This is a genomic window from Coralliovum pocilloporae (genome assembly GCF_030845175.1).
In the GTDB taxonomy this organism is placed as follows: domain Bacteria; phylum Pseudomonadota; class Alphaproteobacteria; order Rhizobiales; family Cohaesibacteraceae; genus Coralliovum; species Coralliovum pocilloporae.
In genome coordinates this window covers 455,879-468,969 of record NZ_CP132542.1, presented here as the reverse complement: position 1 = coordinate 468,969, position 13,091 = coordinate 455,879, and the positions used below count along the sequence as shown (strand labels likewise).

At 53.4% G+C, this 13,091-nt stretch carries 12 protein-coding genes; 3 read left to right on the top strand and 9 right to left on the bottom strand.

What is annotated here, in order from left to right:
- Positions 1–28: 28 nt before the first annotated feature.
- The 6 genes from RA157_RS02280 to RA157_RS02255 form a co-directional block, all read right to left on the bottom strand.
- Positions 29–1,204 (bottom strand): vWA domain-containing protein, encoded by a 1,176-nt coding sequence (locus RA157_RS02280; RefSeq protein WP_350334864.1) that lies wholly within the window; start codon positions 1,202–1,204, stop codon positions 29–31.
- A gap of 103 nt (positions 1,205–1,307) precedes the next feature.
- A complete protein-coding gene (locus RA157_RS02275; RefSeq protein WP_350334863.1) occupies positions 1,308–1,883 on the bottom strand; it encodes a hypothetical protein in 576 nt (191 codons plus the stop codon).
- Between the two features lie 52 nt (positions 1,884–1,935).
- Complete coding sequence (locus tag RA157_RS02270; RefSeq protein ID WP_350334862.1) at positions 1,936–2,952, bottom strand: YcjF family protein; 1,017 nt, start codon at positions 2,950–2,952, stop codon at positions 1,936–1,938.
- Complete coding sequence (locus RA157_RS02265) at positions 2,949–4,457, bottom strand: YcjX family GTP-binding protein (RefSeq protein WP_350334861.1); 1,509 nt, start codon at positions 4,455–4,457, stop codon at positions 2,949–2,951. Before RA157_RS02265 ends, RA157_RS02270 begins: the two co-directional genes overlap by 4 nt.
- Positions 4,458–4,526: 69 nt before the next feature.
- Positions 4,527–5,060, bottom strand: coding sequence for a SixA phosphatase family protein (locus RA157_RS02260; protein WP_350334860.1), 534 nt, complete (start codon positions 5,058–5,060; stop codon positions 4,527–4,529).
- A gap of 157 nt (positions 5,061–5,217) precedes the next feature.
- Positions 5,218–6,060: an AAA family ATPase gene (locus RA157_RS02255; RefSeq protein ID WP_350334859.1), complete on the bottom strand. Its 843-nt coding sequence runs from the start codon at positions 6,058–6,060 to the stop codon at positions 5,218–5,220.
- 277 nt (positions 6,061–6,337) lie between these two features.
- On the opposite strand from RA157_RS02255, the gene RA157_RS02250 reads away from it, so the two are divergent.
- From RA157_RS02250 to RA157_RS02240, 3 genes are read left to right on the top strand one after another with little or no spacing between them, the layout of a single operon-like run.
- Complete coding sequence (locus tag RA157_RS02250; RefSeq protein ID WP_350334858.1) at positions 6,338–7,705, top strand: flagellar hook protein FlgE; 1,368 nt, start codon at positions 6,338–6,340, stop codon at positions 7,703–7,705.
- Between the two features lie 57 nt (positions 7,706–7,762).
- Positions 7,763–9,640 carry a flagellar hook-associated protein FlgK gene (gene flgK, locus RA157_RS02245; protein ID WP_350334857.1) on the top strand — a complete coding sequence of 626 codons (1,878 nt, stop codon included), beginning with the start codon at positions 7,763–7,765 and terminating at the stop codon, positions 9,638–9,640.
- Positions 9,641–9,655: 15 nt separating this feature from the next.
- On the top strand, positions 9,656–11,167 hold the full coding sequence (locus tag RA157_RS02240; RefSeq protein ID WP_350334856.1) for a flagellar biosynthesis protein FlgL: 1,512 nt from the start codon (positions 9,656–9,658) through the stop codon (positions 11,165–11,167).
- Positions 11,168–11,478: 311 nt separating this feature from the next.
- Here the strand turns inward: RA157_RS02240 and flaF are convergent, their stop codons facing one another.
- From flaF to RA157_RS02225, 3 genes are all read right to left on the bottom strand, one after another.
- Positions 11,479–11,847, bottom strand: coding sequence for a flagellar biosynthesis regulator FlaF (flaF, locus tag RA157_RS02235; protein ID WP_350334855.1), 369 nt, complete (start codon positions 11,845–11,847; stop codon positions 11,479–11,481).
- Complete coding sequence (flbT, locus tag RA157_RS02230) at positions 11,807–12,223, bottom strand: flagellar biosynthesis repressor FlbT (protein ID WP_350334854.1); 417 nt, start codon at positions 12,221–12,223, stop codon at positions 11,807–11,809. The genes flaF and flbT overlap by 41 nt, the downstream gene beginning before the upstream one ends.
- A gap of 100 nt (positions 12,224–12,323) precedes the next feature.
- Positions 12,324–13,031 carry a hypothetical protein gene (locus tag RA157_RS02225; protein WP_350334853.1) on the bottom strand — a complete coding sequence of 236 codons (708 nt, stop codon included), beginning with the start codon at positions 13,029–13,031 and terminating at the stop codon, positions 12,324–12,326.
- Between the last annotated feature and the right edge of the window lie 60 nt (positions 13,032–13,091).

Sequence of the window (13,091 nt, the reverse complement as noted above, 5' to 3'; positions counted from 1 at the left end):
AGTTCTCAATAGCGATGACGATAAAGTCTTAACGGCTCAGCTCCCGCATGGCCTCGTCCAGGCCTTCCAGCGTAAGTGGATACATGCGGTCCGAGAATATCTGGCGGATCATGCCGATGGAATGCGTATAGGACCAGTGCTGTTCCGGCGTCGGATTAAGCCAGACAGATCGATCATAGATCTGCAACAGACGGTCCAGCCAGACAGCGCCGGCTTCTTCATTCCAGTGTTCGACAGAACCACCCGGATAGGCGATCTCGTAAGGTGACATGGATGCATCACCAACGAACAGGATCTTGTAGTCGGAAGGGTAGGTGTGCAGCACGTCCCAGGTCGGGATCCGTTCCGTATAGCGGCGCTTGTTGTCCTTCCAGACATATTCGTAGAGGCAGTTGTGGAAGTAGAAATATTCAAGCGTCTTGAATTCTGTTCTGGCAGCAGAGAACAGCTCCTCACACACCCGGATATGATCATCCATTGAACCGCCGATATCAAAGAAGATCAGAACCTTAATGGCGTTGCGGCGTTCCGGGCGCATCTGGATGTCGAGATAGCCGCGCTCTGCGGTGCTGCGGATTGTGTTGCCAAGATCAAGCTCATCTGCCGCTCCAGTTCGGGCAAACTGGCGAAGGCGTCTGAGAGCAACCTTGATGTTACGGGTTCCAAGTTCAACCGTATCATCGAGATCCTTGAATTCCCGTTTGTCCCAGACTTTCACGGCCCGGCGATGGCGGCTTTCATCCTGACCAATGCGAATGCCCTCGGGATTGTAGCCATAAGCCCCGAAAGGAGAAGTGCCCGCTGTTCCGATCCACTTGTTGCCACCCTGATGCCGGTCTTTCTGCTCCTTGAGGCGCTCCTTGAGTGTCTCCATCAGCTTGTCCCAGCCCCCCAGTGACTGGATCTGCTGCTTTTCTTCTTCTGTCAGGTATTTCTCAGCCAGTTTCCTGAGCCACTCTTCAGGAATTTCTGTGGTGACATCTTCAGACAAGAGTTCTAGCCCTTTGAAAGTGCTGCCGAAAATACGGTCAAACTTGTCCAGATGGCGCTCGTCTTTTACCAGTGCCGTACGGGAGAGGTAGTAGAAATTCTCCACCTGGCGATTGGCGAGATCCCTGTCCAGAGCCTCAAGCAGGGTGAGATATTCCCGCAGGGAAACAGGCAAGCCAGCCTGTTTGAGTTCCAGGAAGAAGGTGGTGAACATGGAGCAACCCTGTCAGATGTGTGGCAGGACTATATTCGCATGCAGAGGCTTATTGCAATGACTGGCGCACGCCGTATTGGGAGGTATCGTGACTAAGCGTGTTCTAGCGCAATCGACGGGTGACGGTTTTGTCGCTGGTTTTTTTCAGATTGACGGAAATGACCGGAATCTTCCTCTTTGATTTGAGGTGGACGATCGATACGTTCAGGTCAAGCTTGTCATCCTTGGTGAATTTAGCGCTTAGTATTCCGCGTCCTCTGCCTTGTTTCAGATCCAGTGACAGCCGGTTGCCTTTGCGGCGACCGTTGATATCGATTTTCCAGGCCTTGGTCACGTCGTTGAAAAGACCTTCATATCGTCTGGTCCGGGGGTTATATTTGAGTTCGGCATTCATTGATGTGGACAGAAGGCCACGCCAGCAACTTGCAGTCAGTTTGACCTGCTGTCCCTGGCGTTTCGGATCGCCCTGGATGCGGCAATTGAAATCAAATGTATTCTGGGGTCCGAAGGCCATATGGCCACGGCCTTCCCAGGTGCCGTCCAGGCGGGAGAGAAACCGGCTGTTCGGTTCAGCCCAGGCGGATGAGGTCAGGCTGTCAATAACTCCCAGGGATGTCAGGGCGAGGATCATCAACAGATGACGCAAAACTGACAGTCTCGATGTGTTCGAGTGCTCCATCCCGGTCTCTCCAGTCGGTTATTTTTTGCAACCTTAGTCTATTCGCTGAAGATTAACCAACCCTCTCGTGCTCTCGTGTCTCTGAAGAGTTCGTGACTACACCCTCGAAGAGACCATTGGCGACTGTCTTCAGGCGAGGGCGATTGTCTTCTGTAAACGGGACCGGACGGCAAACAGCCATGACCGCCAGTCCAAGCCGTACGGTCATCAGGCCGTTCAGAATACCTTCCCCGAGACGTGCAGACAGACGGGACGCAAGGCCATGACCCAGAAGCTGCTGCAACAGCGTATCTCCGGCGGCCAGAGTTCCCGTTACAGCAAGGTGCGTGACAGCTGAGCGAGCGATCCGGCACATGCCGATAAAGCCCGGGCGACCTGCGTAGAGTTCTGAAATATCTCGGACCGTTCTGGCCGACAGGTAAAGGATGGCAAGGATGTCGATGATTGCGCGTGGGCTGAGTGCGGTGATCGCGGAAGCGCGTAGAGCGTTTCGTCGAATGACGGCGATGGCGCGCTCGTCGATGGGAGCAATCAGAGTGCGTTCAGTCAGGATCAGAAGATCGTCGGCATCCATCACATCTTTCATATAGGTCTTGAGGCTGTGTCGATCCCGCGCTGTTTCCGGAATGTGCCTGAAATGTGCAATCAGCTCGCTGGTAAAGAGTTCTGCGGTCTTTCTGTCTCTGTGAGTTTTGTCGTCTGTGAAGCGGGAACGGAACTGTTCAACCTTGCCCAGCCGACGAAGCGCGAAGGCTTCACGTGCGATGAGACCCAGGACGGACAGCAAGGCGAGGGAGAGACATGCAAGTGTAGCCCAGCCGAACCAGCTTGTTCCGTTGAGAGCATCCTGGAGCGTGGTCCATATGCTTTCCGTCAACCAGATCAGAAGCAGTCCAAACAGGGCTGATCCCAACACGGTCAGCCAGCCGGTTCGTCTCTTTGCTGGCTGTCCCGATGTCTCAGGCGTATGGGGCGACGAAATGTCTTCCTGTTCTGGCGCCTCTTTCGGTGCGGAGATGACGTTATCTGCATTGGGGTCGAAGGCACCGGGTTGTCTTTTTGCCGTCATTGGAACTGATCTCCGATCAGAAAGTGCAGTGCTTTGTCCAGCCGGATATGAGGGAGATGGCTGCTTTGCTTGCCATGAGTAGATGGCACCGATGCTTGGGTTGGTAAGGGCGGTCTAAAGCGCACAAATCGCAAGGAACCAGTGAGATCAGACGCAGATTCAGCATCTTCAGATGCTGAATCAATTTGCTTGAAAACTGAATCCGGATTGTCGGGTAAGTCACCGGGAAATATGGCGATTTCCTGATTTCCATCGAATGTTTGTTCGTTTATGCGTTCACCTTCCTGAGGGGTTCCGATAATTGCTGGCAGGGGCGCTTCATCGCCGGTCTGTATCTCTGCTTCACGTGTTGCTCGAATGGATGCGAGCGCTGTGACATCAATACCGGCACCTTTGATTTCAGCACGATCAATCACTCTTGAAACCAGGTGCTTCAGAATGGCGGCTAACCGGTCATGATCTGCCTGATGCAGGTGATCTGCCTTTGTCGCAGCGAACAGGATACGATCTATGCGTCTACTCAGCAGTTTGCTCAGCCAGGCGGTGCGGCCCGGCCGGAAGCACTGGAGTACATCCTGTAATGTCTGTTCCAGATCAGTGACAGCGTCGGGTCCGGCATTCAGTGCGCTGAGCAGGTCAACAAGGACGATCTGCCGATCCAGTCGTGCGAAATGATCTCTGAAAAATGGTCGGACAACATGGTTCTTATAAGCTTCGAACCGTCGCTCCATCATAGCCCATAAGGAATGGCGGTTCGGAGCGTCCGTCTCTTCTGACACGACAAGAGGGGCGAATGTCAACGCAGGGGAGCCTGCTAGATCTCCGGGCATCAGAAAGCGCCCGGGAGGCAGGTAGGAGAGTGCGTGTGCGTCGTGCCTGCATGCTTTGAGATAGTCAGTAAAGACCTGTGCGAGTCTGGCGCCTGCAACTTCATCTGCGGGGGTTGCGGGATCTGTCTTTTCCAGAACTTCGAGCCAATCCCCGGCGAGCTTCAGCCGGGCCGGGTGGCGAGCCTGCTTATGGGCCTGCAGACACCAGTCACGATAGGTCATCGACAACAGCGGCAGATCAAGCAGCCATTCGCCGGGGTAATCGACAATATCGAGATGAAGACGCCCACCACCGAGAAGGCGGGATCTCAGACTGTCGCTCTCATATTCAATCGTCAGCCGCATCTCACTGATTGAGTGAGTGGATTGCGGCCACAATCTTTCCCCGTTCAGTTGTCCCAGATGTCTTTCGTAATTAAAGCGTGGCACCAGATCATCGGGCTGGTGTTCCAGATAGGCGCGGGTGATACGGCCGGAGTTGAACGGCTCGAAGAGAGGCAGGCGGCCACCGTTGATAAGATGGTTCAGCAGAGCTGTAATGAAAATGGTCTTCCCGGATCGGGAAAGCCCTGTCACACCCAGTTTGATAACGGGTGTGGTGAGGGATGTTGCCTGATCCTTGAGGGTATCCAGTGCCAGTTTGGCTTCATCGGTCAGGCTGGTCAGTCGAGGCATATGGGTCTCCGGTTCTCACCAGATATAAGCCTCTTTTGGGGGGTGACAACCGTTGATGAGCGGGTGGGCCTATTCGTCCATGTCATTGGCGGCAAGGTCACGGGGGCGGAAGAAGGCGACCAGTCGCCCGGAACTGGCCGTAATTGTTGACCAGGCCGTTTTGTCGAAGTCGATAACCGCGATGCCGGCGGTCGGGAACTTAGCATTCATCTGTTCGATCAGTTCCGGATTACCGGAGCCGATAAGAGACAGGGCGGTATCCTGTGTTGCCGAGTTATGCCCGATCAGCATGAGCGAACGGGCATTGCCACCAAAGGCGTGAATGTGATCGATATAATCGTCATCCATCGCGTCATAGAGCGGACGTGAGACATCGATATCCATTGCGGAAGAGAAATAAGGCAGCAGGCCCGCCAGGGTTTCTCGGCAGCGCTGGGCTGAAGAGCAGAGAATGCGCTCGGGGACCAGGCGATGATCTGACAGATGGTGTCCCATAAGAGCAGCGCTGCGACGGCCGCGCTCGTTCAAGGTCCGGTCAAAGTCGGTCTGCGTCGTGCCGGTCCAGGATGATTTGGCGTGGCGGAGAAGCATGAGGCGCAGCATGGGACTTCCAATTCGAATCGATCAATCAGCAGGCTGGATTATAGCAGTCTGATCTGTAAGGCCGGACAACAATTTATAACCCTGTCGAGAGGTCTGCTGCCCTGGTTAACGGGATATGTACCCGGTTCGGCAATTTGTCGGGAACGGGCCAGTGTGTTCAGCGGTTGCCACGGGCCATGAAAGCGAGCCGTTCAAAGAGATGAACATCCTGCTCGTTTTTCAGAAGTGCGCCGTGCAGGGGAGGGATCAGCTTTTTCTGTTCCGTTTCCCGGAGGACTTCCGGGTCTACATCTTCATTCAGCAGAAGCTTGATCCAGTCGAGCAGTTCTGAGGTGGATGGTTTCTTCTTCAGGCCGGGAATATCCCGCAGCTGATAAAAGACACCAAGGGCTTCCTTCAGAAGGCGGGATTTCAGATCGGGAAAGTGAACATCCACAATTGCTGCCATTGTGTCGGCATCAGGGAATTTGATGTAGTGGAAGAAACACCGGCGCAGGAACGCATCCGGCAGCTCTTTTTCGTTGTTTGATGTAATGATGACAACCGGGCGGTTTTCAGCTTTGACCGTTTCGCCTGTCTCGTAGACATGGAATTCCATGCGGTCGAGTTCCTGCAGAAGGTCGTTCGGAAACTCGATGTCTGCCTTGTCGATTTCATCAATCAGCAGAACAGGGCGATTGTCGGCTGTAAACGCTTCCCAGAGCTTGCCTCGCTTGATGTAGTTGCCGATGTCCTCAACTTTTTCATCCCCAAGCTGACTGTCCCTGAGGCGTGAAACCGCATCATACTCATACAGTCCCTGCTGCGCCTTTGTGGAGGATTTGATGTGCCACTGGATGAGGTTGGTGCCGAGTGCGTTGGCGACTTCCTGTGCCAGTACCGTTTTCCCAGTGCCGGGCTCACCTTTCACAAGAAGCGGGCGCTCAAGTGTGACTGCGGCATTGACTGCAATCCGCAAATCATCGGTGGCGACATAGGTATCGGTGCTTTCAAAGGCCATACGATTCATCCTGCTCATACTGTTGGTGGAGACCGTAGTGCCTGGGCTTGTTTCGTTCAAGAAGAATGGAACACAGGGGTGGTCCGCATGCTTTGTTCTGATGGGTATTTTCTGCCTTCAGGCGGCAGATCCTGCCGCTTTGACGGAGGGGTGTTGAGGCCTCTATTGGTCAACATGCTGTTATGGTTAATGAAATCTATCTGGCATGCCCATTGCTTGTAGGGATCAGGAATTTGGTTAGGCCCAGGATGGGCGAGTCGACTGAAGGGCAAACACGATGGGTATTTTTAACGCCTTGTTCAGCGCCGTTGGTGGCCTGCAGGCACAGTCTTTCGCGCTGGAGAACATCTCCGGTAATATCGCAAACTCTCAGACCGTCGGGTACAAGCGGCTTGACACGTCTTTCCAGGACCTGATCTCGTCTGATGCTTCGACGGTTGCTCGGCAGTTTGCAGGCTCGGTTCTGGCGCGGTCCCAGGCGACAAACTCTATTCAGGGTGCGGTTCAGAGTACTGCTGTTGATACCAATATCGCGATTAACGGTGAGGGATTCTTTGTTGTTTCCAGCCGGATTGGTGACAACAATGGTCAGCCAATCTTTAGTGGGACCGATCTCTACACCCGTCGCGGTGATTTTGATCTGGATAACTCAGGCTTCCTCGTAAACGGTGGCGGTTACTATCTGCAGGCACTGCCACTTGATCCGTCAACGGGTAACCCGCAGGGCAGTACGCCGGAGGCCATCAATGTTGGCGCGGGCTTCCTGGCTGCTGAAGCGACGACCACGATTGAATATCGTGCCAACCTGGCCAGCTTCCCGCGGACCACTGATGCCGATAGTGATGTTGCGGATAGTGAATTGCTTGATCCGGCGGATTTCACCAATGATCCGACAACCGGCGGTGCTGGCACTGTTATCGGGAGTGAGAATACTCTTTTCCTCGAAAACTCCATCGCTGGCGGCTCCATTACAGCATTTGACAGCAATGGTACCCCTGTTGACATCCAGCTTCGCTGGGCAAAGACGTCCAATACTTCTCCTGAGACCTGGAACCTTTTCTATCAGAATGATGCCAGTGCAACGGGGACAGATGTTGGTTGGACCAATGTTGGTGCCGATTATGAATTCGACGCTTCCGGCACCATGACGTCATCCACCAATACGGTGACCGTGAACAACCTGACAGTCAGAGGTCTAAACCTTGGTAATATCACGCTGAGCCATGGTTCCAGCGGCTTGACGCAGTTTGATGACAGCAATGGTGTCGCGCGGATCACCGACCTGACCCAGAACGGCTCTCCGGCTGGTGAGCTGGTTGACGTTTCCATCGAAGACGGCCGGATTATTGCGAACTACTCCAATAACCGAAGCCAGGCCATCGCTCAGATTCCGTTGGCTGTGTTCAACGCGCCTAACCAGCTGAAACTGGAAGATGGTGGTGCCTTCAGCGCCAACACCCAGTCAGGCCAGGCAACTCTGGGCGGAACCGGTTCCATTACAGGTAACGCTGTAGAGGCATCGAACACGGATATTGCCAGTGAGTTCTCGAAGCTGATTGTGACCCAGCAGGCCTATACGGCCAACACGCGGGTGGTCACGACGACGGATGAAATGTTGTCGGAAATCACCAACATCATCCGATAAATCGCCTCTGATGCCGGGGGTGTTCTCCCCCGGTAATCTGTGGGCAGGGAGAATGTTATGGGGCTGAGTTCCGCATTGGGATTGGCGCTGTCCGGTCTTAATGCCAACCAAAGAAATCTTGAGCTGACCGCAGCGAATATCGCTAATGCGGATACGCCGGGCTATACCAAAAAGTCACTGAACCAGCGGGTTCAGGTGGGCGGCTCACGGGTTATTGGTATCCAGGCTGATGAGGTGACGCGCCTGCTGGACAAGGCCATTCAGCGACAGTACTGGGCCAGCCTGGCTGATGCGAATTATGCGGATACCCGGGCCACCTATGCTGAACGGCTGGATCAGGCTTATGGCGCTCCGGGGTCGACGAATGCGCTTGATACGATCCTGAGCAATTTCTCGCAGTCTCTGGAAACTCTGACCGCAAGTCCCGACTCTTTTGCCGCCCGTTCTGAAGTCCTGTCACGTGCCCAGATCCTGGCATCGCAGTTCAATGCGCTGTCGGGAGAGATCCAATCGCTGCGCAGTGATGCGGAGCGAGATATCGGTTCAGCCGTTCAGGAAGCCAATCTTGCCTTGCAGCAGATTGAAACTCTGACCAATCAGATTATTGAGAATTCAACGAACGGAACCCCGCCTGCTGACCTTCTTGATGAGCGGGACAGGCAGGTCCAGACGATCTCGGAACTGTTTGATGTAACGGTTGTTCCGGCAGAAAATAACTCCGTCCGGATTTTCACCAAGTCAGGCCTGACGCTGTTTGACAGGCGGGCGGCGCAATTTGATTTTGACACCCGCTCCACGCTTACAGCCAATCAGGAATGGTCTGCTGATGATACGGAGCGTGGTGTGGGTACGCTTGAGCTCAGAAGCGCGAGCGGGGCCAATATCGATCTGATCGAACTTGATGTTTTGAGGTCAGGCCGGATCAAATCACTCATAGACCTGCGTGACAGTGTTCTGCCCCAGGCCCAACAGCAGCTGGATGAACTGGCGCACAGCTTCGCTCTGGCTCTGTCCAACTACGATGTTGATGGCACAGCAGTTACATCCGGCGCTCAAGAAGGTTTCGATATTGATCTGTCGTCTTTGGCTGCTGGCAATGAAGTGACCATCCAGTATCGGGAAACGCCTCCGGGTGAAGACCGCACAGTCACGCTGGTCCGCGTCGACGACCCGTCCGTTCTGCCATTGCCGAACAATGCGACTGCCGATCCCAATGACACAGTTTTCGGCATTGATTTCTCGGGCGGTATTGGTTCTGTGGCGACCCAGATCGGTGCGGCTCTTGGCGGAAGCTTTACAGTCAGTAACCCGTCTGGCTCCACCATTCAGATTCTGGATGACGGAGCGGCTGCTACGATTGACATAACGGGCGTCTCGGCTTCTGTAACAGCATCCTCTTTGCAGGATGAATCGGCGGAAGCCTTGCCGTTCTTTGTCGATGGAAGCGGTGGTAATCCTTATACGGGCAGCCTGGATGGCAATGGGCAGAAGGTTGGTTTCTCCCAGCGGATCACTGTTAACCCGGCCCTTCTCAGGGACAATTCACTCCTTGTGATCCATAGTACGTCACCAGAAACACCCGCCGGGGACACGACACGCGCTGTCGCTCTTTCCGATGCTTTCAAGAATGGTTTCTTTGAATTCAGCGCGGAGGGGACAGGTATTGGCTCGGACGGCGCGCCGTTCCGCGGTCGGATCGAAGATTATGCCCGGCAGGTGATTACCTTTCAGGGGGCAGCAGCTGAAGCGACCAAGAGTATCAATACCGCCCAGCAGACGACGCTGAACGGGCTTGAGACCCGACTTCGAGACGCAACCAAGGTGAATATTGATGAAGAAGTCGCGCGGTTGAGTGAACTGCAAAGTGCCTATGCGGCGAATGCCCGTGTGCTCCAGGCCGTGCAGGAAATGCTCAACACACTTCTGAGATTTTAAAGATAGGCTGATCCGATGGTTACATCTTCACCCATTGCTGGAACGTTTGCCACTCAGCTGATCCGTGACACACGTAATCTGCGATCCAGTATTGAAGACCTTGAGCGGCAGCTTGGCACCGGCCAGCGTTCCGAGACCTATGGTGGTCTTGGACGTGATGCCAATCTGGTGATCAATTTCCAGCAGCGCCTGTCAAATACGGAAGCCTATCTTGAGACAATCAATCTGCTGACGGTCCGGTCCAGTGTGATTGATACGACGCTTGAGCGTATTTCTGCCATTGGTCAGGATACTCAGGGTCTTGTTGATGCCAATGAATTCACGTTGCTGAGTGATGGTAGAACCGGAGCACAGCGTGGCACAGAAAGTCTTGTTGCGGAGTTGATTGGTCTGCTGAACTCCGAGGTCGGCGGACGATACATCTTTGGTGGATCGGCGACCGATGCACCGCCTGTGACTGATCTTGATACCATTCTCAATGGCAATGGAACCCAGGCTGGTTTGCGCCAGATTATCTCCGAGCGTCAGCAGGCTGATCTGGGGGCGGACGGGAAGGGACGTCTTGTCGTATCTTCTCCATCGGCCGGTGTGGTGGATATTGCTGAAGATGCTGACCCAAGCCCCTTTGGCTTCAAGGTCAATTCCATCTCCACATCATCAGCCACCACGACCGTATCCGGGCCGAGCGGTACGCCTGAATCCATCTCTGTTGATTTCACCAACCAGCCGGTGGCCGGCAATGTGTTCCGGGTCAAACTTGATCTTCCCGACGGCACCTCGGAAACCGTTGAGTTGAAGGCAACAATTGCCTCTCCAGCTCCTGATGACAGCTTCACCATTGGAGCAACCCCAACGGATACGGCAACAAATTTTACTGCCGCTTTGAATGCCAAGCTCGTTGAGACCGCCGACCGCAAGCTGGTTGCGGCATCCTCTCTGGTGGCTGGCGAGAACTTCTTCAACACGGCGAATGGTGCCGCGCCCCAGAGGGTTTCCGGATCTCCGTTGAATACTTCAACTGCACTGGTTGATGGAACAACGACCAACACAGTTGAATGGTACAAGGGTGAAAACAGTGCCGGTGTCGCTCGCGAAAGCGTGTCGGTTCGCGTGGATGACAACGTGGTCGTCGACTATGGCATCCGAGCGAATGAAGAAGGCCTGCGGGAGCTTGTCCAGGATCTTGCTGTTTTTATTGCACAGGACTTTTCAGCGGGCGGTGCCACGGAGAAATCACGCTATGATGCGCTGGCCAACCGGTTGGACAACCGTCTTGCTGATGATCAGGGCGAGGGGACCGTCAACCAGATCCGCATCGAACTGGCCGCCGCTTTCAAGACGGCAGATGTGCTGAAGGAAAGGCATACAGCGGTTCGTGGAACATTGCTGACAACGCTCGAGGAGAAAAAGGGTGTTGACCTGTCCGAGACAGTGGTGAGCCTGCGTAGTCTCCAGACGCGTTTGCAGGCGTCCTTCCAGGCTTCAGCAACCCTTCTAGAGCTTCGCCTGACCAACTTCCTCCGTTAAGCCCCAAATCTTTAATTTGAATTGGTAGCGGTGCTTTAAGAGTTTATTGCTGCGCGAGCTTTTGTCTGAAAAGTCTATCAACTTTTCAGAAGCACGCTGTAGGATTCAGCCGTATAGTTTTCGCCTTTCCATTTAACCTGTCGTAGCGACGGTGGGGACGGAGGTGTTTTCCGGTTCGGCTTTGCGAAAATCGTTGAAAACCACCCTGACTGTATTGCTTGATGTGCCCCGAACCTGAACGGGGCATTTTTTGCAGACACAAAAAAGGCCGGAGAATTCCGGCCTTCCTCATTTCAGAACTGTTTTGTCGATCAACTCTGGCCGCGCAGGCCCATGGCAATGTCTTTGTTGATCGACACCAGAACATCCAGCTTTTCCGGTGCAGGCTGCGCCTGGATCTGGATTGTCTGATTGAAAATGAAGATGCCGAGATTGGCGATGTTCTGCTTTATCTCGCTGGGCAGTGGGTTATCCTGCTGCGTCACTGACGTCACAAAGATTGTCCAAAGCTTGCGGTTGAAGACAAGTGCTTCATCCAGATCGCCCTGCATTTCATCCCATTTATCGCGGATCGCGTTCAACCGGGCAGCCGCTTTCAACAGCAGGCCGCTTTCAAGTTCACGCGGATCGGATGCGGCTTTACTTGCTGTCTGATACGCCGCTACTGACTGATAGTGCATTCTGAATCAAGTCCTCTTCATAGGCGATAAGCTCGCGTGCATCCTTCAATGCTTTATAAAACGTTCCGGTTAAGATTGTGTTGTTAATCTTTTGAATATACGGCATCGCACTTGGCGCAGCCTGAATAAAATCATTCACCAGTGTAAAGTAATCATCATGATGTCGCTCGAGGTCTCCATCGAGATACATCATCTGAATTGCAAGATAGATCCGTTTTGCTGGTGTGTTGGCTGTTCCCGGGGTCAGAATATCTTTTTCCCTCAGAATTGGGGCCTGACCCTCGACAAACAGGCGAGTTCGTTGGTCGCCATTGGTGAGAACGCTGTCTCCGACAATGATTTTTTCACCAGGTTTCAGTTCGACCTTGAGTGCCATATGTGCTGAATCTCCAGCTGCGAATCACTGTTTTCAGTGTAGCGAATCGGTGGGAAAAAGCACGGTAAAAATGGCGATAAACGGCTGTTTTTCTATGTTTTTACAGCTGTTTGAGCAGGTGCATCATTGTCGTCGAACTGATGCTCGTACGCGCCCGTTTGAGATCGTCAATCAGGTCGTGACTACACCGTTCAGCGGTGTCATCTCCTGCTGATGCGATATGAGTGTCACCTGGCAAAAGCTGTTCAAGTTTGGACAGCGGATCGATCCCGTTTGAATGACTCTTTACTTCTGCTGACAGGATTTTCTTCAGCTTGTCTATGCTGGTCAGTAATGAGCCAAGCTCTTGCAGATCAAACTGCAAAAGGCGAGGGGGAACGGTCTTATAGGTCTCAAGAAAGGCGGGGTTTTCTGACAGTTCCGGAAAAGCCTGGATATGATGATCGGCGGTCATCTTTGCAGAACTGTATTTCTCAACGGCTTCCAGAGATGGAAGCAGATCTTTTGGTGCACGCCTTGCAAAAAAGGTAAGCGATTTTTCCAGATCAGTAAGTATTGCTTTCAGATCAACGAAAGGCTGACGCTCGCGATCTGTTTCCACATAAGACCCGGACAGATTGTCCATTGCTGCATTCAGAAATGCGAAGACAAAAGCTGATTTGTCATACTGATCTTTGTGCTCGTCAGGGGTATCGTCGTCCTGATGATCATTGGATTTGCGTTTTTTCAACGGTAGAGCACCGGGTTCGGTTTGGCCGAAACCCGATTGAATTGGCGCTGTACGATTTGTGATCGATCCGTCTGCCATGGCTCATTGCTTGGTGCGATTGTCGAAACTGACTCACTACCCTACTCAATGAACTTAAAA